The 26466-nt window shown below is 48.7% G+C and carries 19 protein-coding genes; 5 read left to right on the top strand and 14 right to left on the bottom strand.

The features are described from left to right. Window positions 1-255 precede the first annotated feature (255 nt). Both OXN25_23640 and OXN25_23635 read left to right on the top strand, forming a co-directional pair. A complete protein-coding gene (locus tag OXN25_23640; GenBank protein ID MDE0427862.1) occupies window positions 256-1074 on the top strand; it encodes a Uma2 family endonuclease in 819 nt (272 codons plus the stop codon). Window positions 1075-1078: 4 nt separating this feature from the next. Beyond that, the gene (locus OXN25_23635) at window positions 1079-2008 is read left to right on the top strand and encodes an ABC transporter permease (protein ID MDE0427861.1); all 930 of its coding nucleotides are present in this window, start codon (window positions 1079-1081) and stop codon (window positions 2006-2008) included. A gap of 67 nt (window positions 2009-2075) precedes the next feature. On the opposite strand, the gene OXN25_23630 is transcribed toward OXN25_23635, so the two are convergent. From OXN25_23630 to OXN25_23575, 12 genes are all read right to left on the bottom strand, one after another. Next, a complete protein-coding gene (locus OXN25_23630; GenBank protein ID MDE0427860.1) occupies window positions 2076-5159 on the bottom strand; it encodes a BamA/TamA family outer membrane protein in 3084 nt (1027 codons plus the stop codon). Between the two features lie 127 nt (window positions 5160-5286). Further along, entirely contained in the window at window positions 5287-11886 is a 6600-nt protein-coding gene (locus OXN25_23625; protein MDE0427859.1) for a translocation/assembly module TamB domain-containing protein, read from the bottom strand. A gap of 135 nt (window positions 11887-12021) precedes the next feature. Then, window positions 12022-12975, bottom strand: coding sequence for a TlyA family RNA methyltransferase (locus OXN25_23620; GenBank protein ID MDE0427858.1), 954 nt, complete (start codon window positions 12973-12975; stop codon window positions 12022-12024). A gap of 1 nt (window position 12976) precedes the next feature. Next, the gene (gene dxs / locus OXN25_23615) at window positions 12977-14830 is read right to left on the bottom strand and encodes a 1-deoxy-D-xylulose-5-phosphate synthase (GenBank protein ID MDE0427857.1); all 1854 of its coding nucleotides are present in this window, start codon (window positions 14828-14830) and stop codon (window positions 12977-12979) included. 23 nt (window positions 14831-14853) lie between these two features. After that, the gene (gene xseB, locus OXN25_23610) at window positions 14854-15060 is read right to left on the bottom strand and encodes an exodeoxyribonuclease VII small subunit (GenBank protein ID MDE0427856.1); all 207 of its coding nucleotides are present in this window, start codon (window positions 15058-15060) and stop codon (window positions 14854-14856) included. Between the two features lie 149 nt (window positions 15061-15209). Then, window positions 15210-16433, bottom strand: coding sequence for an exodeoxyribonuclease VII large subunit (gene xseA / locus OXN25_23605; protein ID MDE0427855.1), 1224 nt, complete (start codon window positions 16431-16433; stop codon window positions 15210-15212). A 203-nt stretch (window positions 16434-16636) separates the two neighbouring features. After that, window positions 16637-17413 carry a TIGR00282 family metallophosphoesterase gene (locus OXN25_23600; GenBank protein MDE0427854.1) on the bottom strand — a complete coding sequence of 259 codons (777 nt, stop codon included), beginning with the start codon at window positions 17411-17413 and terminating at the stop codon, window positions 16637-16639. Window positions 17414-17451: 38 nt separating this feature from the next. Next, window positions 17452-18039 carry an orotate phosphoribosyltransferase gene (gene pyrE, locus OXN25_23595; protein MDE0427853.1) on the bottom strand — a complete coding sequence of 196 codons (588 nt, stop codon included), beginning with the start codon at window positions 18037-18039 and terminating at the stop codon, window positions 17452-17454. 47 nt (window positions 18040-18086) lie between these two features. Then, on the bottom strand, window positions 18087-19172 hold the full coding sequence (locus OXN25_23590; protein MDE0427852.1) for a transposase: 1086 nt from the start codon (window positions 19170-19172) through the stop codon (window positions 18087-18089). Window positions 19173-19655: 483 nt separating this feature from the next. After that, on the bottom strand, window positions 19656-20639 hold the full coding sequence (gene selD / locus OXN25_23585; protein MDE0427851.1) for a selenide, water dikinase SelD: 984 nt from the start codon (window positions 20637-20639) through the stop codon (window positions 19656-19658). 60 nt (window positions 20640-20699) lie between these two features. Continuing rightward, window positions 20700-21599 carry a sugar phosphate isomerase/epimerase gene (locus OXN25_23580; protein MDE0427850.1) on the bottom strand — a complete coding sequence of 300 codons (900 nt, stop codon included), beginning with the start codon at window positions 21597-21599 and terminating at the stop codon, window positions 20700-20702. Then, complete coding sequence (locus tag OXN25_23575; protein MDE0427849.1) at window positions 21596-22312, bottom strand: HD domain-containing protein; 717 nt, start codon at window positions 22310-22312, stop codon at window positions 21596-21598. The genes OXN25_23580 and OXN25_23575 overlap by 4 nt, the downstream gene beginning before the upstream one ends. 335 nt (window positions 22313-22647) lie before the next feature. Here OXN25_23575 and OXN25_23570 point away from each other — a divergent pair, with 335 nt between their 5' ends. The 3 genes from OXN25_23570 (at window position 22648) to OXN25_23560 (ending at window position 25745) form a co-directional block, all read left to right on the top strand. Then, on the top strand, window positions 22648-24108 hold the full coding sequence (locus OXN25_23570) for a M81 family metallopeptidase (protein ID MDE0427848.1): 1461 nt from the start codon (window positions 22648-22650) through the stop codon (window positions 24106-24108). A 127-nt stretch (window positions 24109-24235) separates the two neighbouring features. After that, window positions 24236-24940, top strand: coding sequence for a Uma2 family endonuclease (locus tag OXN25_23565; protein ID MDE0427847.1), 705 nt, complete (start codon window positions 24236-24238; stop codon window positions 24938-24940). Window positions 24941-24953: 13 nt separating this feature from the next. Then, a complete protein-coding gene (locus OXN25_23560; protein ID MDE0427846.1) occupies window positions 24954-25745 on the top strand; it encodes a LamG domain-containing protein in 792 nt (263 codons plus the stop codon). An 81-nt stretch (window positions 25746-25826) separates the two neighbouring features. Here the strand turns inward: OXN25_23560 and OXN25_23555 are convergent, their stop codons facing one another. Continuing rightward, window positions 25827-26033 (bottom strand): type II toxin-antitoxin system HicA family toxin, encoded by a 207-nt coding sequence (locus OXN25_23555; GenBank protein ID MDE0427845.1) that lies wholly within the window; start codon window positions 26031-26033, stop codon window positions 25827-25829. Beyond that, window positions 26030-26233, bottom strand: a complete 204-nt coding sequence (locus tag OXN25_23550) for a type II toxin-antitoxin system HicB family antitoxin (protein ID MDE0427844.1) — start codon at window positions 26231-26233, stop codon at window positions 26030-26032. Before OXN25_23550 ends, OXN25_23555 begins: the two co-directional genes overlap by 4 nt. Between the last annotated feature and the right edge of the window lie 233 nt (window positions 26234-26466).

Here is a 26466-nt window from a genome sequence, read left to right as displayed (position 1 = left end):
CCGTCCATTACAATTATATTGTACCATTTCTAAAAGTTTATCTCGCATTAACCGAACCCACTCACGTCACACCCAGTAGGTGCGGTTTCTAACCGCACCGAGCAGTGCTGAAAAATAGCCAACCTTTTAAGAGGAATTATCAATTAGAATTGGTATTATACTAAAGTTTGGATAATTCGCGTTGCATGCAAATCGATTTTTCAAGGGTATCGCGCTTTTTTTGATCTTGATACAGACATAATAAGGAGAACAAGGATGGCGATGTTTGAAAAGGAAGGATGTCTCGGCTATGTCCCGACCGAAGAACACAGCCTCTATCCAGAAACTGACGGTAAACCGATGGCAGCAAGTGACGAGCATAGACGTGTGTTGATAGGGATCCTCCGAGGACTTGAGTCGTTTTTTCGTGACACCCCAGATGTGTATGTCTCTGGGGATATCCTGATGTATTATGTTCAAGGGGACCCGCGTCGCGTCGTATCGCCGGATGTACTTGTCACTTTCGGGATAGGTCGGAAGGCGCGTCGGACGTATCAGGTCTGGGTAGAAGGCAAACCCCCAGATTTCGTGATGGAGTTGTCGAGCAAAACCACATATCAAGGAGACTTGACGGAGAAGTTAGATCTTTACGCTGAGTTAGGGGTTTCGGAGTATTTCTTGGCGGATATAGAAGGTCTGTATCTACCTTCGCCTTTGATGGGTTTTCGGTTAGTAGCCGGTCAGTATCAGGCAGTGTCGCCGGATGCGGCTGGTAGCATTCACGCGTTGAGTCTGGGTTTAGATGTGCATTGTGTGGACGGGGATTTACAGTTTTATGATCCTGTCAAAGATGAATGGCTTCAGCTGCCCGAAGTGGTAGCAGAAACCCGTGCTGAGGAAGCGACTGTCCGTGCTGAGGAGGCGACTGCCCGTGCTGAGGCGGAGTCGCTCGCCCGCCAGGAGGCGACCGTCCGTGCGCAAGCTGCGGAGTCGCTCGCCCGTCAGGAGGCGATGGCTCGCGCTGAGGCAGAGTCGGAAAACGCACGCCTCCGCGCCGAACTCGCCCGATTACGAGGCACCAGAAGTAATAGTTGAAAAAATGTTTGAAGATATTCTTTCAGCAACAATTCGGGGAGCAACCCCACTCCTACTCGCCGCATCAGGTGAGGTCATCTCCCAGCGCGCCGGTGTGCTGAACATCGGTATCGAAGGGATGATGCTCTTCGGGGCATTTTTCGGGATGGTTGGCTCGTTCTACACAGCAGAACTCGTTATGATTGCACCGTGGTTCGGGCTTTTGATGGCAGGACTCAGCGGGCTTCTCGCCGCCGCACTCTTTGCGCTATTCGCAATAAGACTGCGTGGCGACCAAGTCATCATCGGCACAGCAATGACACTCTTGGCATTAGGATTGACTGAGGTTATCTATCAGCAGCTCTTTGGCGAAACAGGAATGGCACAAGGCGTACCAGCGTTTCAGCAAATAGATATTCCTCTGCTCTCACAGGTCCCTTTTATCGGGAGTGCGCTGTTTGCACACAATGTTCTCGTCTACATTGCATTCTTGTCGGTGCCTTGTGTCTATTTCTTCCTCTACCATACGCAACCGGGACTCCGCATACGCGCCTGCGGTGAGCATCCAAGAGCAATCGCCGCTGCCGGTGCTAACGTCCTCCGTCTGAGAACAATGTGTTTATTATTCGCCGGAGCGATGGCAGGTATCGCTGGCGGCTATCTCTCCCTCGCCGATGTCCCGTATTTTACACCCGGCATGACAGTCGGTCGTGGGTTTATTGCTTTAGCGATTGTCATCTTTGGGAAGTGGCATCCTGTGAAGGCGTGCGGTGCAGCGTTGCTTTTCGGACTCGGTACAGCCCTCGATGCACGGTTTCAAGCACTGGGATGGGGTATTCCGTATCAGGTATTCTTAATGCTACCTTACGTCCTCTGCTTAGCAGTTTTAGCAGGTTTTGTCGGGCGTGCCGAAGCACCCCTCGCGTTAGGAAGACCCTACGAACAATCAGAGTAGTTAAGCGTTGTTCGCTTATCGCGTACCGTTCTTCGCGATTCGCGGTATGCGGTCCGCTATCTGCTAATTAAAACGTACTCCCAAGACGCAGGTGAAGCCTATTCGTAACAGTGGCTGGAGCGTATCCAAACGGAATCGCATAATCGATGCCAGCAGTCAAAGCACCTAAATCCACATAAACTCCAGTACCGACGGAAGATGGCAGACGCGTTGAGGTGTTAGCATCCTCCAACGAACCCCAGACATTTCCCGTATCAAAAAAGACAGCACCGCGGAGCGCAGAATAGATCGGAAACCGCAGCTCTGTATTAAAAATGAACTGCACATCGCCACGATGAATACCCGTCCTGTCTGCTGGACCCAGAGAACGTTCCGCATAGCCTCGCACCGTCGTACTACCGCCCGCCCAAAACCGCTCAAAAGAGATGAGTTCCGCCCGTCGATTGGAACGCAAGCCACTCGTAACACCCAGTCGAAGGGCCGTCGCTAACACAAGACCACCCACAAGCTTCTGATAATAACGTGTGTCGGTTGTTGTTTTGACGAAACCTGTTTCCCCTTGCAAAAAACCACCCGCATATTCAAGTGTAAGTGCATTATACATACCGTCTGTAGGGTTTAGGTATCGCACACGGCTATCATAGGTCCAAGAGAAACGCAAACTACTGACAGTCGTCTGATACGGATCCCATTCTTGCAATAGGGCAGACACCGGCTGGTCGTCTTGCATCAGGGGTGGAACCGGTTGGCTCAAGTCTCGGTAGCTATATCGTAAATCAACGTAGTCAAATTGCGATAGTCGCCTACTGAGGATGAAACTCCCTTGCAGTGCCCGCACGTAATCGTCTATCTCCAATTTCCTCGCAGATAACTGTAGACTGCCACGCGTGCGTCCGATAAGCCACGGCTTGGTGAGCGTTGCATTCAAGAGATACCCTAACTCATTCCGCCATCCGATCCCCGCACGCAAGCGTCCTCGGATGTTCCTCTTAAACAGAAAATTGCTGTCCGTCAACTCACCTGTCAAGCGAGGACCCTCTGCCAAACTATAGCCACCACCGATACTATACGCTCGCGACTCATGTTTCTCTACTCTTATCGAAACGGAATTGGTTTTAAGATTTTCTCCGACCTCATTTTGACCCGTGAGTTGTTCGATTCTGAGACGCTCCGCCTGGACACCACGAAAAAGTCCCAAACTGTAGAGGCTTTGTTGCGCACGGCTTAACTTCGCCGATGTCCAAAGCGTTCCTTCAAGATGTCGGACCTCCCGTTCAAGCACATGCTGCATTACCACATCCGTATCACCTTCAAAATAGAATCTTCCAAACGCCACCTGTTCACCTTCTGTAACCACAGTAAGGCGGAGAATACCGTGTTCAAAAACTTCAAGGTGCGTTGCCCGTTGTATCAGTGTATAGCGAGGGTTACCCTCAAAGTCTTGGAGGCTCCAGCGTTCACCAACATTGGTAGCTACGAAAACGCCTTCAAGTCCAAGGTTATGCTTTCTAAAGGTATTCCGAACTTCTAAGGGGAGTTTGCCTTCTGTGAGGGATGCCGAAAAATCACCTGCTGTTTGAAAAACGGGTGTTTCCGTCTCTGGCAGGTAGGTGCCAATGACGACGGCATCAATGTATCCGAGTTCACGATAGGCTTTCAGAATCGCATCTTGGTAGACATTCCGCTTGAGGGATGTATTCGGTTGTGGAAGTGGAAGTTCGTCTTGCAAGCGTTCGAGAAGCGTAGCAGTATCCAATGCCCAATTCCCACCGATGTCCCACCGGTGGATCATCTCCTTATGTTCCTCAACAATGATAATACGTATGCCGATTTCACCGACGGTCTGACCTTCTGATTTCTGTTTATCGAGGGTCGCTCTGATAGCCGCATTCGGATAACCCGCTCTCCCATATAAAAGACTCAACTTATGCACATCTGTATCAAGTTCTTGTTCAAAAAAAAACTGCCGCTGTTCTCGTCGGAACAGCCCTTTGGTGATGCGGGCTTGCAGATTCGGTATAAAACCTATAATCGGTTTTATCGTCATTTCCCGGAGGAGTTCTACATCCGAAAACGCACGATTCCCCGCAAAACTGACACGACTGACCACATATTGCATCCCAGGGTTAATCGTAAGCATGATTTCTGAAGCATCCACGACTTCCTCGTCCACAGTTGTGTCATGATAACCCGCCGCTTTAAAATAAGATTTTATCCGCCGTTCCCACACAGCAGTTGTGGAAGTAGTTATTAGCGGAACTATATCTGCCCTGAACGTATCTTGAAGCGATAAGGGAACTTCACCGTCATCCGTAACGAACTTAAAATTCACGCGCTTGCCTTCACTCACCTCAAATCGCAGCACACCGGTTTCACGGAAAAAGGTCGGTGCGATAGTAGCAGTCGGATAGTTATTTTCTCGATAAATCGCTTGCATCAATGCTACATCGGCATCCACACCGGATTTGTTATAAACCGGATGCTGCCGGCTGAAGGTGCAAGCGGCTTCAAGTCGGTACGTGGGAATAGCAGAATTTCCCTGAATTTGCAACTCCTTAATAGACGAGGCATCGCCCAAGGTTATCTCATAGATTAACCTGACGCTGGCGGGACGATGGTTCCCTGATTCCTGCGATTCAACTTCGGATGGGATATCTGAAACTGCGACACTTGCGCCAAAATACCCATAATCTTCGCACACCCGCTTAATACGGCTAATATCGGTCTTGATGATTTCAGGGATATATGTACCTTCCGGTTTCGATGTCAATACCTCGTCGATGGCGACTCTAAATTCACTGTCCGAAACACCGAGGATCATGATTTCTTCGATACGTGCGAAAGGGGTCAGTTGATAGGTTAGCGTAACCCCATCAATACCATCTTGGGCATAGACATGGATTTGAGCATACTGCTGTGTCGCGTAGAGTGCCTTAACGCTTTGTTGAATAGCGTACCGAGAGAACGCATCACCAATTCCTACCGCTGTCTGGTTTCTGAGAATGTTGAGTTGTTCTGTAGTTGACGTTACAGGTTGCTTATCAATCTGATATTCTATCTCTGCAACGCGCGTGCTTGTGATTTCTATGGGTGCGTCCGCATACACAGAGCTAAAAAAAAAGCAGCACAAGAATAGGATAAAATAAGTCATTGGTTGTTAGTTTTTGGATTTTGGTTAAGAGGTTCCCACTACAATTTACCCCTTCATCAGCGCACACCAAGTTAAGTTAAATTGGCACCAGAGCCCTCTTAACTTATAACTTATAACCTAAAACAAATTAAAACCGCCCCTTAAACTCGATATCGACCCCATGTTCTCCTTGATCGTTAGTCTCAATTTTGATGGACATATTTTCGCCAAGTGGGTACTCTGCCTGATAACGCGCATCTTCCTCAAATGGACGCTGAACGCTAAACGTAAATCTACCAAACGTTCTTGAGATTGAAGTACTACGGAGCAGAAACGCTATGATATCTTCATGTGTCAGGACCTCGGCTGTTGTCGCAGTCGGCGCACTCAGTGTAAAATTTGGATTATTTAAGGTGCCGGTGAACGTCGCATAAACCTGGATATCTATAATACTCTCATCTCTCGGCAGGACCCCGCGAATACGGTTTGGGGTTCGGAGAAGGATATTCAAGGTCGGATCAAAATTAAAGGAATCCCGATTACTAATCGTCGAACCCTCTATAAATTCAAAAGGCTGTAAAACAAGACCTATTTTTCCATCACGTATCAACACATCCCCTGTGAAAACCGGTTGATTGATCGGACCGATGAGTTTCCCTAAGCACGCAATTTCAAAGTCTGTCGGTCCGGTAATCGACGAGAGAACTCGGAAATCGGATGGGATATTGATATCCAGATCCAAATATAAATCCCGTAGGATTGGATAATCTAACGCAACGTCGGCTTCTTTTATTGAAACCCCCGTGAGCCAATCTCTCACAATTTCCCAATTTTGCTGATAGTAGCCACTATCTATGTTCAAACTCCCTGTTAGGTATGGCTGCAGCAATTCGCCATGCAGACGGAATTCGGCAGAATTCAGGTTCGCCCGATACGCTTCTGACTGTTCAAAGACCACATCCGCGACATTAGCAGAAACATCCAGCACCGGCGGCGTTTGCCATATCCGTCTATCTGGCGGTGCGGTAATTGAACCTCGAATCGAAAAATTACCGCCATTCAATACACCATCGAACGCTGTAATGCTCGCCCCTTTTTCAGATAACCGAATTTCACCCACAGCCTCCTTAACATCAATGCCAGTATCTGGAAATTCAAGCCCTACAGCGTCAAAAGACACGCTGCCTATCGCTTGCGGTGCTTCAATCGTGCCTGTCAACTCAACGTGAATATTACCTCCCCCCGTTGCAGAGCCGAGTCCAGGCACCACAAATGGTAGCATGTCAAGGTCTGTTACGATAACATCCAGAATACCGTCCATCGGGGTCTGTTGAAATTCCTGCCAGATCGCTTCTGGTGCCTGTTGAAACCTCGTAATAAAAGGAATGAGCTCCAGTTGATAAGGCATCCTCCATGAGAAAGTCAGCAAATTTTCACCGAAGGTAACTTCAACATACCGTTTTTTTGAAATTTCCCACACCCCATTTTGATACCGAACCCGCCATCGCAGATCAATCGGCACATCGTGCAGATAAAGTTCAGCAGGATCGCTTGTATGTCGCCGGATTGTTATCTTCGGGTTCTCACTTGTTCCATTCAACTGTAAAGTCCCAGACAGCGCACCTGTAACCCTATAAGACAGAGGCCAAGTATCTGTCAATGCCGAGACATCGAAATTCGCCACCCGTAGTGCTACATCAAATTCACCGTTTGTCTGCCAGATGTCCCCAGCATCAATGCGCAATGTTGTTTTACCTGAGATCGTCCGATCATCGCCGAGGAGCCCTTCCGGCTTCCTGTCTTCGTCGCTAAAGGTCTGTTTGATTGAGAACGTATCTTGATTTTCAAGGCTGAACGCCTCGGTTAGCGTAACAGCACCATCACTGATGGCGATAAGGACGGGTTGCGGGTCTTGGAAATCGTAGTGCCGATTGAGTGACTTGAAAGCGAGTCGGACGCTATTAATCGATAAAATTCCATTTGAAACAGCCACAAGATCCACAAGCGAAGGCATCTCTTGAAGCTGCGGAACCGGTAGCGTCTCTCCAGCCGCAAAAAACCTGTCAAGAGGCACGCTGAGTTCTCTGAGTGAGACTGTTAGATGGCCTTCAATATCTTCCATAACCTCCACGGGTACAATCTCTCGCACCGTTGAACCGATCGGAAATTCTTCAAACCGCAGGCCCACTAATCTTATCCCTTTAGGAACCAATCCATCTAATACCAAGCGTCCACCTTGAAGTCTACAGGAACCCGACCCCATTTCAAACTCAAAATTCGGGACATCCACCCTATCTTCCTGGGCAGTCAGCCGGACCTTCATGTTTCGGATCGGTTCGTGGAAATTCTTTAAAACAAGTTGCAACGCCTCAAGAGATACATTCCCTACCAGATAAGGGGATTGCGTCGTACCTTGCAGTGCGACATCTATATCAACAGTGCCATCTGTTTGAGAAAAAAGCGTGTTGATACCGGGGAAAAAATCCAACGGTAGTTCACCTCCTCTGATGCGCAGATTGATCGGTGCTTCGAGATGGCGTTCAGAGAGGTCCATCGACACAAACGCCAAATTAAACGGAACAACGCCGCTAAGTATTAGTGTATCAGCACCATCTTTTAGCGAAACATCTTCAATCGTTATCTGATTGTTGCTGTACTGGAGGTTTCCTGTCCAAACCTTTTCATTCAGGGTCCCCTGCCATACGCCTGCGATAGTAGGTGCCTCAAGCGTACCGCCTACGCTGATGTGTACCGATGCACGCATTGTGGGAGACGTAATTTGTAGCGGAATCTCTACGGAGAGAGGCTCCGCTTTCCCGTTAGTAGATACCGACGCTGGATCCGAACGGAATAGGAGTGGCGCGCTATTCACGAGATGGAAATCATAGCCATCAAGAACAAGTTCATTGATTTCACCAATGACGGTTATATCTTTTGGGGCTAAACCCGTCCCGCTAAGTCTGACGTGTCCTGAAGCGACACCATAATCCGCAATTTCCACCTGCGATGCCGATACATCAATAGCGAACTGTATCGCGTCGGTATCTCGGCGTGAGAACTCCGCTGTTCCTTGCGCGCGATAGGTCCCAATACCCATCTGCCCGTTTGCCTCCACTGTTTCGATACGTATAGATTCTGAACCGAAATCGATATCAACACGCAGTTTTTCCAATGTGATAGACGGAACATAAGTTGTAAAATTAATCGGACGTTGAACTGCTGTTTCAGCATAGAGTAGTATATGCGGTTTAGCGAGTGTGCCGCCAATCTCCATGGAAACCTCTAACATCCCTGTTATTTCACTATCGGTAACCCCCATCGGCAATGTAGCGAGATCCAGCGCGATGGTGTCAACACGGAGATGCAGTTCGGAATTGTCAACTGTTTCAGGTTGAACGTCAATGGTACCTCCGACGTTTATAGTGTTGCCGAAAAATTTGAAAGCACAACCCTCAAAACGCAGGACTTCGTCTTGATACATAACCTTACCACCCGCATCGCTCATAATGACATCACTGACCTCGGTTTTCAATGTTAACCTTGGAAGTGTCCATTCTAATGCCAACACGGGAAGTGCTGGTGTCCCTGTTATGTCTATAGTATATCCACCCGTGCCATTCTGTGATACCGCATCAGGCAGCCCGAACACTCGAAGAAAGGGTACCAGTGTAAAACCGTCAGCCCCGCCCTGAAAATTCATCGCTTCGGTTTTCGCGTCAAAGGTGCCTGTCAGTTGAATAAAAGGATTTTCGTCTATTAAAGCGGTCCGCGGTTCGCGGTTCCCGGTCACCAGCGCGAGCGTCTCAATCGTCCATTTATCGTCTTTGAGGTGTAAGCGAATCGGTTCTGCGTTTGTGAACGGCATCCTGTGTCCTGCCGAGTTCTCGTAATGGAGTTGACTCGCGGCAATGTGAATGCCAACATCGTAAGGATACACCCTCTTTTCTTGGGATTCAGTAGATGCAGGTGCAGGTGCCAAGTCGGCTATCGTCCCACTTACAGAAACCCGTCCATCAGCGGTTCCCGTAACTGCCGCAAGCGTTGGGTGCAAGATACGTAGAAACGGAGCAACATCTATCCCCTTACTCTCTACAGTGAAACGGTACGGATTACCCTCCACCACACTCACAGTCCCTCTAATCCGACTTGTTCCATCAAAGCCGTGTCCCTGAAAATCATACCGGCTATCAGCCATCAGGGCGTTCCGCTCCGCTCCACTCTCAGCAGTCAGTAACCCCTTTGTGGCGGTAAAAACGTCTTCACCTGTCCCAAGGTTCTCTTGCTGACGGCTGATTGCTGACGGCTGATTGCCACTCTCCACAAGTTTACCGAACAGATACGCATCGCCGAGAAGATGCTTAACACCGCGTCCGGTGTCTAAATAGGTTATATCCGAGCAGTCCAATTCAACCCGAAAATCAGCATCCTCTGACTTCCTGAGTATCCCGATGAACCGAACATCGAACTCGCCTTCAAAAGGAAAATCGGCTATATTTGCGGCTTTAGCAATCTCTTCAAAGCGAACAGGCGCGTCGCTTTCCACTAAGAGATCAAGATCTGCGTTAGAAGCCACGGCAACGTTCATCGTAAGCCGCTGCCCACGCGTGGTTATCTTAAAATCGGAAATACTGATGTTGTAATCCTCAATTCTCAGGGGAAGCGTCAGCGGATCCAAATAGACTCCCCACGCCACACCATCAATGACGCTAAAGTCTGCTCGACCATCCAGATTGACGAGTGTCCCATCTAATTTGAGTTCGCCTCTGAGTTCACCCTCTACAGGATATTCCGCACCCAATAACAACTTTGGATAGTGCTGAACGTAGACAGGATTTGCGATGATACTGAACGCCGCTGGAAACTCGCCGCTAACGTCCACAGTCCCGTTAATCGTGGCACGACTTTCATATCGGCGGTCGGCTATCGGCGATCGACTATCAGTCATTGCGGACTCCAAAACCTCTGTGTCTGTCCTAAAGTCCTCTTGCTGACTGCTGATTACTGACTGCTGACTGCTACCCCTTAGCAATCCATCTTCAATAAATACCCGACCCTCTTGATACCGATAATTTCCCGTTAGAACGCCGAGCGGGATGTCGTTGAAGGTTGCGTCCGGCACTTCCAAAACCCCTTTGAGTATACCATCCGATGACAAGGTCGCAGACGATGTTCCTATACCTCCGATATCCGCAGTGTTGGCAATCTTTGTCAATGTGTCAAAATTGATACCCGTTGCCTGAATGTCCAAAACGTCCGGCTGCTCCAACGGAAAAGAGCCTGTAACGTCAATCGCGGCACCATCAAAACTGCCATGCACCTTCAATTCCCCGGCTGCAATCGTGCAATTGAACCTTGAATCTTCAATTCCAACTTCATTGAGCGTCGTTTCGGTCAACGCTATTTCACCGGCGAGCTTGAGATTTGAGAGGTTAGTACTGGTTCCACTGAATTTTGCTGTGCTTGAGAGGTGTCCCACGCTGTCTGAGAGGTATTCGGGAAGTTGAACAAACATTGACAAAAGTGGGATGAGTTGGACTTCTGTGGCATGCCATTGTCCAGTGTAATTAAATGGAGAGGTTGTTAACTGTTGGTATTGCTTCAGGAGTGTACCTTCTGGCGCGGTTTCTAATGCGATGCTTCCATCACCGGCTAAGGTACCATCGGCAATTTGTGTGCTGAGGGTTGTCAGTGTTAGCGTTGGGATGGGGGCGTGTTTAACATGCCCTTCAACCGCTAATTCTGCCAATGCTATTTTTCGACCACTATCTGCTTGGACCATAGAAAACGTCGGCATACTCACAGAAAACGCCTTAATATCTAAAGCGGAGTCTGTGCCTTCGGCTTCCAATTTCGCTTTTAGTAGACCTTCAATTTCTATATCTTCCCCAAGAAATTGCTGGACATCCGAGACATCCAATCTGAGATTGAGAACCGCATCCCAGGCAAAGCCCACACGGTCTTTGCTCTTCGCGGTGCCGCTCTCTCCCCGCCTAAATCCACCTTTGACTCTCAGTTCCGAATCGCCAAACGTGAAATAAAAGTCCTCTAACCGACTGCCATCCGCCAATAGCACAAAGTCGGCATCAAAGTTATTAATCGCTTTCTCAGCACCGTTGAAGGTTAGACTTCCCTTCCCAATCCGCAATTCTCCATCATGGTCCCACGTGTTAAGCTCCCCATTTATCCGAATAGAAATGTCGTTGATTGCTACATGGATATCTTGCTGTGTATCAAGGTAAGTAATTTTGCCACGATTCAGTCTAATCGAACCAGCGGCAAAATCAAAAGTCGCGGTTCGCGGTTCGCGGTTCGCGGTTCGCGGTTCAAGAATATGTGTAAGATTGAGACTACCGTCGAAATCCCGCACGACGTGAATCTGTGGTTCAAATACCTCCAGATTCTTCACCTCAAATCTGCGGCTTAGGAGCCCGAGCAAATTGTATTTGAGAACAACTTTCCTTGTGGCGACTACTGTTGGGGTTGGTTCTCCCCTCTTTGAAATTGAAACACTACCAATTGTAACGCTCCCTAAAATATTCCCCTTTATCTCACCAATGTCCACAGTATAGTCGTTTGTTATCCGATTTCTGAGTTCGACCTCAAGCCTCCCTTCTACCCACTCCAAGAAGGTGCCTGAACGGATAAAGAAAAATGCACCGCAGATAAATGCTATGCTCAGGAAAACGAACATTTTGATAAGGGTGGCAGGTCTCCAAAACCGCCTAATCTTGCTATCGGCTTTTTCCATTTTTCAGTTCCCAGTTACGCAAGTGTCACAAAACTCATCACTTTGGGGTAACAAGTTTGCCTATAATTGGCGTATGCCAAGAAGGGGTAATTGTTACAGAAACACTCTTAACCAACAACTATTAACTATCAACCATTAACCAAACCGTTCAAATGCAGCGTCTACAATCTCTGCTGTTGTCTGATTGGGTACGAGCGCATCCGCTTGAGCATTCCGATCAACCCTGAACCAAAGCAAATACTCAATATTCGCGATGTCCTTGTGAATCGGTGAATAGGTGAGTCCCATCAGGGTTGCGTTGAGTTTCTGGTTAACAAAAGCACTCAGGTTGTCTATCGTCTCAATATGCACCCATTTATCAGACACAACGCCACCCTTTTTGACGTGTGCTTTCCCCGCTTCAAACTGAGGCTTGAGGAGGGCGATAATATCAAGCGGTTCGCGGTTCGCGGTTCGCGGTTCGCGGTTTTGCTGTGTTAAAAGATTAACGACGCTCGGTAGCACTGTCCGCAAAGAAATGAAGGACACATCAATTACAGCAACAGAAATTTTTTTAACGGAAGATTGGAAGATTGGAAGATTGGAAGATTGGGGGACACCCTTCCTTCCCTGCTTCCTATCTTCCATTCCCTGCTGTTCTTCGCGGTTCGCGGTTCGCGGTTCGTGGTTTTCTAAATGTGACACCGTTAGATGCCGGATGTTCGTTTTCTCAATGGGTAGGACCTGTGGATGGGTGCGCAACTTCCAAGCGAGCTGCCCGTAACCGACATCAACAGCGTAGACAAACTTGGCACCGTGTTGGAGAAGACAATCCGTGAAACCGCCCGTTGATGCACCAACATCAAGCGCAACCCGATCCCGCACGTCCACGCCAAAAATAGATAACGCCTTTTCCAGTTTGAAACCGCCGCGACTTACGTACTTCTGCTGCGCCTGCACAACGACTTTCGCATCAGCAGGAACCTGTTGCCCCGGCTTAATCATGGAGTCGCCATTGACAGTCACCGCACCAGCAAGAATGAGACGTTTCGCCTGCTCCCGACTCTCCGCAAGTTGATGTGCTACTAAGAAGGTATCTATCCGTTGCATATTAACCAGCCATCATCTTCGCAGCGCGGGCGATTCCGTTCGCATCACACTGACACAACGCATAAAGATGTTGGACATCACCGTGCTCAATAAATTCATCTGGGATGCCGAGGTTCGTGACTTGCACGTTCGTAACATCGGCTGCAGCAAGTGCTTCCAAGACAGCACTACCAAAACCACCCATCACCACACCATCTTCAACTGTAATCACCTTGCCGATACTTTCTGCAAGCGGAACTATCGTCTCAGTGTCCAGCGGTTTCACAAATCGAGCATTAATAACCGTTGCCGAGATGCCCGAATCCGCCAAAGTTTGCGCCGCTTCCAATGCAGGATAGACGCGGTTGCCAATAGCGATGACCAACACGTCCTCGCCTTCCCGGATAATCTCGCTCTTACCAATCGGGAGTGGCTGGAGTTCCAATGCCATCTTTACACCGACACCCGTCCCACGTGGATAGCGAAACGCAATCGGACCACCTTCATAAACAAGCGACGTTTTCACCATCGACTGCAACTCGTCTTCATCTTTCGGTGCCATCACCACCATATTCGGAAGAGAACGGAGATACGCCAGATCGAAAACGCCGTGGTGCGTCGGACCGTCTGCACCGACAAGTCCGGCTCTGTCCAACGCAAAAATGACGGGAAGGTTTTGGATACACACATCGTGTAAAACTTGGTCATAACTCCGTTGGAGGAATGTCGAATAGATGGCAGCAACCGGACGCATTCCCTGCGCAGCGAGCCCCCCAGCAAACGTAACCGCACACTGCTCCGCTAATCCGATATCGAAACACCGACTCGGAAACACTTCAGCGAACTTATCAAGTCCGGTTCCACCCGGCATCGCTGCCGTTACACCCACGATACGAGTATCACGTTTCGCTAACTCAATCAGCGTTTGGCTGAATACCTCTGTATAGGAAGGCGTCGCAGGTTTTGGCTTGGTCGTTTTCCCTGTTTCAAGGTTGAAAGGACCACTGACACTATAGAAACCGACCGGATCCGCCTCCGCTGGCGCATAACCCCGTCCCTTTTCCGTCACAACATGCAGCAGAATTGGACCGGTTAGGTTACGGATCCCTGTCAATACGGGTATCAGTGCCTCTAAATCGTTGCCATCAAGCGGACCGAAGTAGCGGAACCCAAACTCCTCAAAGAGCGTCCCTAACTTCAGCGATGCCTCGATTTTACGGGCTATCTGCTTGGCATCCTCCGAAATCAGGTTCATGAACTCTTTCGCTCTTGAGCGAAGAAAATTGTATTGTGGTGAACTTGTGACTTTATGAAAATGTTTTGAGAACGCACCGACAGTCGCGGAAATCGACATGTTATTGTCGTTGAGGATCACAAGCATATCGTTTCTGAAGTCGCCAGCGGCGTTGAGGGCTTCAAACGCCATCCCACCTGTTAATCCACCGTCGCCGATGATAGCAACGACTTTGTAAGTTTCATTGATAAGATCGCGTGCTGTCGCAATCCCTAACGCAGCAGCGATAGAGGTGCTCGAATGTCCGGCACCAAAAACGTCGTACTCACTCTCGGCTCTGCTGAGAAATCCGCTAATCCCACCACTTTGGCGGATCGTTGGAAACGCTTCTCTTCTACCCGTAAGCAGTTTATGTGGATAGGCTTGATGCCCAATATCCCAAATTAGTTTATCGCGCGGTGTATCGTAGATGGTATGCAGTGCTATTGCTAACTCAATCGTGCCGAAGTTCGGAGCGAAGTGACCCGGATGTTCAGAAAGCACTTCCAGTAGGTAAGCACGCATCTCCTCAGCAAGCGTTTTCAGTTCATCAATTTCAAGTGTTTTGAGATCCGCGGGGCTGTTGATTTTTTCTAAGAACATATTTATGAATTCCTGTTTTTTCGCTATTTGCGGTTTGCGGTTTGCGGTTCATCTGTTTCAAGGAGGTTCGTTACCCGCTGCTCCGCAGTTTCGAGCATCTCCCTGCAAGATACGACCAAGCCGATACCTTCTTCAAAAAGTTTCAGGGAACTCTCAAGAGGCAAGTCGCTACCTTCCTCCAATTTTTCAACAATTTGTGATAATTTAGTGAGTTTTTCTTCAAAAGTCATGCCTTACCTCAATTTGTGATGAATTATATAGTGCCTTCCAAAAATAAATAGATATTTCAATACCATCTTGGAACCGTCAAGAACAGCGAGATTGTTACAGAGAAACCTCTTAACTTATAACTTATAACCCACAACCCATAACCACCTTCTCAATCATTCTCTGCATCCCGAACCTCTTCAACGCGACACGCAAGATGTCCGTGTGCCAACTGCACCTCGATTTTATCGCCCACCGACACCTGTTGCGTTGAGGTCAGTACTTCACCACTCACTTTTCGACTGATGCTATAGCCGCGTTCTAAAGTCGCCAACGGACTCAGTGCGTTGAGACGGTGCGCAAATGCTTGGAGATCGCGTTTACCATCAGAAAGCCGCCGTTCCATCGCATTCCGACTCGCGGTTTCTAAGTCGTCTATTCTCTGAGCGAGTTGATGGATAGCCTCCATGCGACGCGTTGGAGAGAGACGCGTCTCAAACTCCTGAAGCTGCGTTTTGTGTGCCGTTAACCGATCTGATATTATTTTCCGGAGCCACGCGCCAGTACCCTCCAATCTCTCGAAAAGTTCGTATTGATCTGGAACGATGTGTTCGACTGCCGCAGAAGGTGTCGGTGCCCGATGATCGGCTACCATATCAGAGATGGTGAAATCCGTTTCATGTCCTACTGCAGACACCACCGGTATTCTGGAAGCAAAAATCGCACGCGCAACAATCTCCTCATTAAATGCCCAAAGGTCTTCGACTGAGCCACCACCGCGACCGACGATTAACACATCTATATCATCGTGCATATTCAGCACCCGAATCGCATGAACTATACCCTCTGCTGCACCCTCACCTTGGACAAGCGTTGGATGTAGCACGGCTTCAGCCAGTCGATACCGTTTGTGCAACTGTTGGTAGATGTCTTGAATCGCTGCACCGGACGCTGATGTAACAACGCCAATCTTCTTCGGAAAACTCGGTAACGGTTTTTTGTGCGCCGGATCAAATAAACCCTCCTCAGTGAGTTGCTGCTTCAATGCTTCAAACGCCCTTTGTAACGCTCCTACTCCCAGCGGCTTCACCTGACTCACCGTTATCTGATATTTGCCTTGCGGCCCATAAACCGTAACTTTGCCTTGTAGCTCCACCTCTTCACCGTCGCGGAGGAAAGAACGAAACCGAGATGCACTGCTCCGCCAAAGGACACAACTTATTTGGGTGTTCTCATCTTTGAGCGTGAAATAGATATGCCCAGAACGAGGGAAACTGCAATTTGACACCTGACCGCGAACCCATACATTTTGAAACGGGCGATGTTGTTCTATCAGGCTTTTCAGCAGACCCGTTATTTCACTGACACTGTGGACAGTCTTTGTTGGTACTGACATCTCCAGTTGCATCTGCATATTTGTCTAACGAAACCTCTCAATAGTGGCTGTCAGAAGTCGGGGCGGGTTGCTATACAACCCTCTCAGTGGTCAGAGAAGAAAAGCCGTGTTCGGTAAGCTTGCGTCTTTGCTGACTGCTGAAAGCGCAGCCGGGGAATGCCCTAAGGCATTCATACCGTTGATTTCTGATTGCTGACCGCTAATTAATATTGATATTGACGCGGCACAATACTCACCGCCATCCCTGTCCCTTCGTCGAGTTCTATTTCAACGGCACAAAGTTTGACGTTGTCTTTCGCGACAGAAAACCGTGTAGGCATCATTGTCAGAAACCCGTCAATTACTTCCTTGACCCGTGTACCGATAACGGAGTCATGCGGTCCCGTCATACCGACATCGGTAATGTAAGCCGTGCCTTCGGGCAGGATACGCGCATCCGCTGTCTGCACATGTGTATGCGTCCCAACCACCGCACTGACCCTACCGTCGGCGTGCCATCCCATTGCGATCTTCTCGGAGGTCGCCTCTGCATGGAAGTCGAGGAGGATATACGGTGTCACTGATTTCATTTCAAGGAGAATTGTATTAAGGGCATGAAACGGGTTGGTGTACCTATTCATGAAAATCTGACCGGCGAGATTGATGACACCGAGTTGGGTCTGTTCATCACTTGACGTGGCAATCGCTACGCCGCGTCCTGGCACTTCTGCAGGGTAGTTTGCCGGGCGTATCAGCTGCGGGGTTGTGTCTATAAAGTCTAAAATCTCTTTCTTATCCCAGACGTGGTTGCCTGTCGTAATAACGGAAACACCCGATGCCAAAAGTTGATCCACAATTTCAAACGTCAACCCTTTACCGCCTGCTGCGTTCTCTCCGTTTGCAACAATAAAATCATACTTATCTCGATGTTCGTTGAGAAATTGCGTTGTCGCCGTTCTCCCCGGGTTTCCAACAATATCTCCGATAAACAGTATCTTCATTTTCTCTTATCACTTTCTGTATAACTAATCTCAGTTCGCTATTCGCGGTTCGCAGTTCGCGGTCCGCTATTTGCCTCCAACGCCTCAAGCGTAAAAACCGACGCAAATGAACACCCAAGCGCATGGATTTTCTCCGCACCCCCTGCCTGACGATCAATAACTGCAACGACGTGTTCCACTGTGTAGCCCACAGCACGTATCTGTTCAATAGATGTACAGACCTGCCCAGCAGTCGTAATCACATCCTCTATCACGACCAGATTGCTCCCAGCCGCAGCACCGCCTTCTATAAGGTTACAAGTGCCGTAGGTTTTCGCCGCTTTGCGCACATAGAAACACGGAATGCCTGTCTGCAGCGAGACCGCAGTCGCAAGCGGGATCCCGCCTAACTCCAAGCCTGCCAAACCGTCACAACGCGATGGTAGGAGTTTCGCCATCTCTTTAGCAATTGCCATCAACAGTGCCGGATCACTCTCAAATCGGTATTTATCCCAATAGAAATTACTAATATTTCCAGAACGGAGCCTGAATTCACCCGTGAGATATGAAGCAACACGAATCTGTTTTGCAAGTTCTGCTTTTGTGATACTCCCATGCCTAAAGTCATGGGCTTCTTGTTTCGTCATTTCGTGCCTCCCGCAAGTGGAGGGCTTACAGAAACTCCACAAGCGTTTTACGTCTCGGTGTATCCCACCGCGACATGCTTTAAGTTCATTGCTGCGTTTACGTCTCTGTCTATGGACGTTCCGCAAGTGCTACAGTGATACTGCCTATCCGAAAGTGTTAAGGCATCTTTCTTGTCTCCACAGTGACTACAATTCTTGCTACTTGCGAAAAACCTGTCCGCTTGGACAATCGGAATACCAAGCGTTTCAGCTTTCGTCCGCAGTTTCTCAAGAAAGCCTCCCAGTGCAGCGTCTGATAATGCCCTCGCGAGCTTCTTATTTTTCAGTAAGTTGGTAACCTGAAGCGTCTCAATACCGATACGACTGGTACATTTCACAATAGCCGTCGTTGCCTTATGGTGTGCGTCTTTTCGGATACAAGCAATGCGATAATGGATACGCTCCACTTTCCGCTTCTGCTTATACCAATTCTGACTTAAGAACACCTTTCGGCTTAACTTGCGTTGTTCGCGTTTGAGTTTGCGCTCATATCGCTTAAGGGGTTTCGGGTTCTCGTATTTCGTCCCATCATCAAGGGTTGCTAAAGTGTTGATACCTACGTCTATACCGATCGTGGGGTGTGTTGATATATCAACGACTTCGCTGTTCTCCACTTCTACCGATACAGACGCAAACCAACGGTGTGCTGTCCTCGAGATGGTGACAGATACGATTTTACCGATAAATCGCAACTGCTCAAAAGTGCGTATCCAACCGATTTTAGGTAGCTTGATACGTTTGTTATCAAACTTGACAGATTGCTCGTCCGTCGTGTAGGCATGTTTACAACCGCGTTTCTTAAACTTTGGAAATTTTGCTCGCTTGGTAACCCAGTTTTCTATCGCACGTCCGAGGTTATCTATAGCATATTTTGCAGCACGTTGATCTTGTGCTTGCGTCCAATCAAAAGATTTCTTTTTTTCATTAAATCGATTCGCAAGACGATTGTTTGATAAAAAGGTGTCTGAGGCAAGTGCTGTCTTAAAATCAAACAATGCAGCATTGTAGGCAAACTTCGCATATCCGCATTGCTGATAAAACCATGCAACTTGCTCGCTATTCGGTCTTAATGTGATTTTGTGTGTTTTTATCATGGAGACTATCAGGTATCAGACGTTTATCCTCTACAGAGTGGGAAGCGGACACGTAACTTTGCAGTCACGCTCTGTATGTCCGCTAACCTGATACGAGTATCATATCACAAAACAGACTTAAAAGTAAATCTTTTTTGCTACTAACGCACGAAACACGCGGGTTGGACCCAATGCTAAAGCATTGGGAAACCTGTTAAGTTTATCCTTTATTTTTTTTCGCAATTAGTAGTTTTGGAATTGGTTAAATTAGTTTTTACACACATTTCGCCCCGCTGGGGCTTATGTCTTGCGGATACGGCGTTTCTATAAACATTTCGCCCCGCTGGGGCTACCCCCTGGTGCATCCGAATTTACTTTTCTGTGAGTTAGGCCTGTGTAAGGAACCCTCAGAAAAATCGAAGATATGGATGCACAGGCTAACAGTTTCCTATGCTACAAGTGTCCAAACTATACCATTAACTAAAAACTATCAACCACTAACCATTAAAACACCTCAATATGTGCCGTGTCCGTTGCCATGACCTCTCCAACAACAGCAGCCTCTGGACAATCAGCAGCGTGGAGCTCTGCTAACGCTGCATCAGCATTCTCAGCCGGTAGCGAGAACAGCAAACCACCCGATGTTTCCGCCTCCATCAAGATATGACGCACTGCCTCGTTATCCGTGTGGAACGTAACCTTATCCGCAAGGAACGCCATATTCGCAAGATAGGCTTGCGTATAGGTATCCTGCGCAACGAGTCCGGGGGCATCGGGGAAATAAGGAACAGCACCGCTGTCAATCTTTAGCCGAACATTGTTTCCCGCTGCCATCTCCGAAGCGTGTCCCAACAAGCCGTACCCAGTAACATCCGTACAAGCACTCACACCGTGCTTCAACATCACCTTCGATGCCGATGCATTGAGTCGGGTCATCGATTCAACGACTTGTGGCAGGACCGCATCGCTGATTTTATCAAACTTCAGTCCTGTGGTAAGGATACCAATGCCGAGATTTTTGGTCAGAATGAGGACATCCCCTGGACGCGCCCCGTAGTTCTTGACAAACTTTTCGGGATGCACAAGACCCGTCACCGAAAGTCCATACATCAGTTCCGGCGCATCTACCGTATGACCCCCGACAAGTGCAGCGCCCGCTTCAATCGCCTTTTCGGTGCCGCCTTGAACAATATCGCCAAGAATCGACAAATCCAAATCTGCTTTCGGCCAACAAGTAATGTTCAACGCCGTTTTCGGAACGCCACCCATGCTGTAGACATCGCTGAGTGAGTTCGTCGCAGCGATCGCACCGAATGTATAGGGATCGTCCACAATAGGCGTGAAGTAGTCCACGGTATTGACGAGAGCAAATTCGTCGGAGATACGATAAATCCCGGCATCATCGGAAGTTTCGGTCCCGACAAGGAGGTTCGGATCCGTGGACTTCGGAATCTTATCTAAAATGTGCGCAAGCTCACCCGGAGCCAGCTTTGACGCTCATCCCGCACATTTCACTGTCGCTGTGAGTCGAATCTTCTGTTTGGTCATCTACTCCCCCAAATCCGCCAACACGGACTTGACGTACGCCACACTCCGACCATCTTGGAGAAACTGGTCGCCGTAGCGAACACCTTCAATCGCACAATAGCCGCTGTAGTTTGCCTCTACCAACGCCGAGATTGCAAAGCGGTAGTCGATTTCACCATCAGGCAGTGGGACTTGGACGTAGATAGCCAGTTCCTGATCCGGAAGATGCACCCGATAGAGACTCTTGCAGTGCCAGTAGTTAACGTGTGGGGCAAGCACAGCAATCGCATCTTCACACGATTCCTCTGGAATATCGTAAGTCCAATAAATATTGCCTAAGTCCGGATTTATACCCACGTTCGGGGCATCGATTAATTCAAGCAGATGCAATGCCGACCAACTGTTATCAGCAATCGAGTTCTGATGAATCTCAATGGAGAGCTCAACGCCGAGATCCGCCGCAACACCAGCAACTTCGCTTACAGCACCCGCCGTCCGTTCATAGTCGGCGTTCGTCGCCAGACGACTTGAACCTTGCGAAACGGATTCACCACGGTATGTGCCTTTCCCATTCGGGTCGCGAGGTGGCGTGGTAACCGTGGAATTAACAACACCCGCACCGACCTTTGCAGCAAACTCGACAGCGTTTATCATGCTCCGCTTGTTCGCAGCAGCAACACGCGGATGCGCTGCACCACCACCGCCGCGGATCGCAACACACGGCACACCCGCACCTTCCAATTCGGAGCGGAGATTTGCAACTTCAGTATCAGGTAGGTTCATCGCCGGAAGTTCAATTCCGTCAAAGCCAATCTCTTTAACTTTACTCAAAAATTGTTTTCGATCTGCGGCACCGGTAGGGAATCCTGCACCGTTGTAGGGATATAATGAACATCGTCTAAAAGCGTACGCAATCTTCATTGAGATTCTCCTTGAAATAGATAGGCTACAGCTTGCTGAAACTGTTGAAAAAGTTGAGGATTTACAACATCTATTGTCTCCGACAGCTTCTGAACGTTATCGCCATCAGAAGCATGGTGTTGAGGTATAGGATCTTTCACATCGGAGTGGGGGGACACACCGCTGTTAGGTTCAGATAGTTTCACATGTATAAGTCCATTTTGTAAAGACGCATCTCGTTCGGAAATCGCATCAAGAACACTCCGATAATACCACGCCTGATCTTCAACACCGCCGTGAAACCGTTCCCAGACAGCATCGCCAATCACATCATACTCGGATATAATCGTCCGTAGGTTATGAAGTTTATCAGCACAGGTTACAGTGCAGACTTCTGGACTCGCCCACCGGAGTGCTTCAATACGTTCCGTCTTGCGTGCCCGCCACCGCAATGCCTTGTTCTCCGAACAACCATCAACAATGCCTGCGACATACTCACCAAAGTGTTCCTGAATAAATTCCAAGGTCAGATCGGTATCTTCAACTGTGTCGTGCAAAATACCCGCAACGACTACCGCTTCCGAGCACCCCGCCTCCATTAAAATGAGTCCAACCGCATAAGGGTGTGTAATATAAGGCGTACGTGTCCCTTTCCGATACTGACCCTGATGGGCTTCGGCAGCGACCTCTATAGCTTCTTCAATCTGATTCTTCCGAGTCCTGTTCTCCGACATACTCCGCGTTCCGATTCCAATGCGTGCCTATAAACAATTATCAACTTTACTCTAAATGTGGTTAAATGATACACTATTTTCAGTGTACCCGTCAATAGATTTTTTATTAGCCATCAGCGATCAGGTCGCTACGCTTTCAGCAATCAGGACGGAAACCAAGTTTAAAAGTTTGCAAGTTCAAAGTTATGCTTGACGACCCAACAACTTTAGTTACACTTTAGAACACTTTTAAACTTTACCGCACCAAACTTTTGACTTCTGACTGCTGAGAGTGAAGTGGAGCGTAGCGGAACGGAACGCCCTGACTGCTGACAGCCCAATTGAGGTAAACACCCATGACCACAATCGCCATCGGCGGCATCATGCACGAATCGAATACCTTCAGCGACACACCCACCGATTACGCAGCGTTCTCCCATACCTACGCCAGCAATATAATTAAAACGTGGGGAGAATCACATCACGAAATAGGCGGCTTTATTCAAGGCGCGACGGACTACAATTACACAGCGTATCCGATGATGATGGCTTCCGCAACACCCGCAGGACCCGTGACGGACGACGCTTTCGACCGACTTACCGATATGCTCATCCAGCACCTCAAAGCCGTCCCGCAATATGAAGGCGTTTTGCTCGCACTCCACGGCGCAATGGTCGCCGAAAGTTATCCTGACGGGGACGGTGAAGTCCTACGCCGACTGCGAGATGCCCTCGGTCGAGACCTACCCATTGTTGTTACCCTCGACCAACACGCCAATGTTTCTGAACAGATGGTCGCCGAATCGACAGCACTCGTCATCTATAAGACGACCCCACACATCGATCAGCGGCAACGCGGGCTACAAGCCGCAGAACTGATGATGCGGATACTCAAGGACGAGGTGAATCCAACCCAAGCACTCGCCAAACCGCCGATGCTCCTCAATATCCGGTATCACGTCACGAATGCCGAACCCATGCGCACCATTCTGAACGCCGCAAAACAGATAGAGCAAGATCCCAACGTCCTTGTCACCAACGCCTCCGTAGGCTACCCGTATGCCGATGTCTATGAAGCAGGTCCTGCCTTCGTCGTTGTTACTGACAACAACCCGCAGCTCGCACAAGCAGAAGCCCACCGCTTATCCGACATGTTATGGGAAAGCCGCGGGCAGCTCACCCTCGATTTACCCGACGCAGCACAAGCCGTGCAGCAAGCCATCTCTCTTGACGCCGCCCAACAACCTGTGATTCTCGTCGAGATGGGGGATAACATCGGCGGCGGTTCACCCGGGGACAGCACCTTCATCTTAGCGGAATTGATAGCACAAGGCGCGTCGGGATTCGTCGTTGTCCTCTACGATCCGGAAGGCGTGCAAGCGTGCATTCAGGCAGGTGTCGGAGAAGCAGTCTCGCTCCAAGTCGGTGGGAAGATGGACAATCTGCACGGCGATCCAGTCGCAATTAATGGGAAGGTACGACTTATCCACGACGGTCAATACATCGAGACGGAACCCCGACACGGCGGCGCCCGATACCACAATCAGGGATTGACGACTGTGATTGACCTTGGAGGGTCGTTGGTCGCGTTGACGAGTAGACGGCAGACCCCGTTTAGCCTACAGCAGTTATATAGTCTCGGCATTGATCCGAAGTCAATGCGGATGATCGTCGTCAAAGCCGCCGTCGCCTATCGCGCAGCGTACGAACCGATAGCAGGAAACATTATTGAGGTAGATACACCCGGATTAACTGCCGTGAATCCGTTGCACTTTGAATACCACAACGTCCGCCGCCCCCTATTTCCGTTAGATTGAAGGGGTATTACCTGAAAACTTCTTGACGCAACCCTTATTTTCGGTTATACTTAACAGGTAATTCAGATATCGGTACACAGCCTTAAAACGTGTTCTTTATGCATTTTACCCAAAAGGAGAAACACCAATGCAAACTTATCTAAAGGGTCCTCCGATCCCCTATGCGCCTACGGACACGGAACTTTACCCCGAAACGGATGGAAAACCTATGGCAGCCAGTGACATGCACAGAGAGATACTAATACGAATACTGCAGACACTCGAAGCACATTTTGAACAATATCCAGATGTCTATATTTCCGGGGATATTATGATGTATGATATAGAGGGTCCCCGTCGGACAGCAATCTCGCCGGATGTCCTTATCGCTTTCGGGCTTGGTCGGAAGCAGCGGCGGACTTACAAAGTCTGGGAAGAAGGTAAGTCTCCCGACTTCGTGATGGAACTCTCCAGCGCAAGCACCTACGAAAACGACCTAACTACTAAGATGGAGCACTATGCCAGAATGGGGATTCAGGACTATTTCCTCTACGATGCTGAACGTCAGTATCTGCCATCACCACTGATGGGTTTTACGTTAGTTGATGGCGTGTATGTAGAGATTCAACCCAGTGTTGATGAGGGTCTTCATTCCGGTGCACTCGGATTAGATTTTCATTTACGGGGTGAGCATTTCGAGATTTATGATCCGGTTGCAAAGAAGTGGCTTCAAACCGCCGCTGAAGCTGCTGAAGCACGCGTTGAGCAAGAAGCCGCCGCACGACAGAAGGCAGAAACTGAAGTCGAACGGCTCCGAGAAGAACTCGCCCGCTTGCGAGCCAATACCGAATAACAAGGAGAAAATCATGAAATCCCAACATCTAATCGCTCAAACGGGTATGATGCTTGCCTTTACTCTCATCACAATTATGACGGTGGAGGCTTACGTCACAGATGGGTTAGTGAGTTATTACAGACTTGACGAAGACGACATCGCCGGTGATACAGTTAAAGATGTTGCGGGTGGCAAGGATGGCACAATCCTCGGTCAACCGAAGTCTATTGAAGGCCATCTCGGTGAAGCACTCGAGTTTGGTGGACAACCCGAGTGTGTGGAGTTACCAAGTATTTTCAACATCGCGGAAAGTCCGGCATCGTATGAAGCCTGGTTTTTTAAACAACCTAACAGTCGCATCGGTTGGCAATATCTCCTAACAAATAAGACGGATTTCAACGATCATTTCTTTCGACTCGGCTTCAATCAGAACACCGGGCAACTCCGATACTATACCGAACAAGCGAACAACGTCAGGAAAGCGTGGGTAACCGATGATGACTATGCCGATGGCGAATGGCATCATGTGATAGCGACCCGCGAAGCCGATGTGGCGAAGTTGTACGTCGATGGCGCTCTCGTCAAAGAGGAAGAAGCGATGGCTGGCGATATAGGCGGCGGTGGAACGAACTGGTACATCGCCCAAAACGGCAATACTGCTGAGTACTTGATCGGCGCGGTCGACGAAGTGCGCATCTATAAGAAGGCATTAACGTTAGAAGAAGTCGAACAGAACTTTGAATCACAAGGCTTGCCCGTCCAACCCACCGGAAAGTTGAGTCTTACTTGGGGACGGATTAAAGCCGCACAATCTTATCGTTAGTGATTGTCGAATTCAGAGAATATATCCAATCCCATACACCCGCCGTTGGCGAGGTTGAGGAACCTCGCCTTTTCCTAACTGCTACAATTCATTTTCCTCAATTCCACTGATTTTCATAAAGTGTCTTTGCAATCCACGTTTGAGGGTCTTATTCCCATGGACAGGCACAGAGAGTCGAACCGGAATTCCTTCTTTAGCATAAATGTGGTGGCTACCTCTAATGCGCTTCAGCTGCCAACTTCGTTTCTCCAATAAACGGCAGAAGGCTTTCCCCGTCAACGCTTTCAAACCGCTATCTCCATCACTCTATCTTTTCCAGTGACTTCTATGGCATCAACATCCACAGATAAACAACCTTCAATCGCTTCATAGATATTTTCAAGCAGCTCTTCAAACGTATCACCCTGTGTCGCACACCCCGCGATCGCAGGCACTTCTGCCCAATATCCGCCTTCTTCAGCATCGTGAATGATAATCTTTAATTTCATGATTTCAGGCTTTCTCCTTACTCATGTGCGAAAAAATAAGGGACTATGTCCATCCTTACGTGTCTATTAACTTTTAAAATTATAGCATCGTTGAATATGTATGTCAAACCTTTCCAGTCCATCATGCATGTAAATATTGCGGATTAGAAGCCTTTTTTGTCAAGATTACTAAGTTCCGTACTAAAGTTTGGACTGTATTGTAAAGTTATGCTGCCTCGTCAAAAGGCAGGGGC

It is taken from the genome of Candidatus Poribacteria bacterium, assembly GCA_028820845.1.
Taxonomy (GTDB): domain Bacteria; phylum Poribacteria; class WGA-4E; order WGA-4E; family WGA-3G; genus WGA-3G.
Note: the sequence above shows the minus strand (reverse complement) of the source record. Positions and strands in the feature narration are given on the sequence as shown.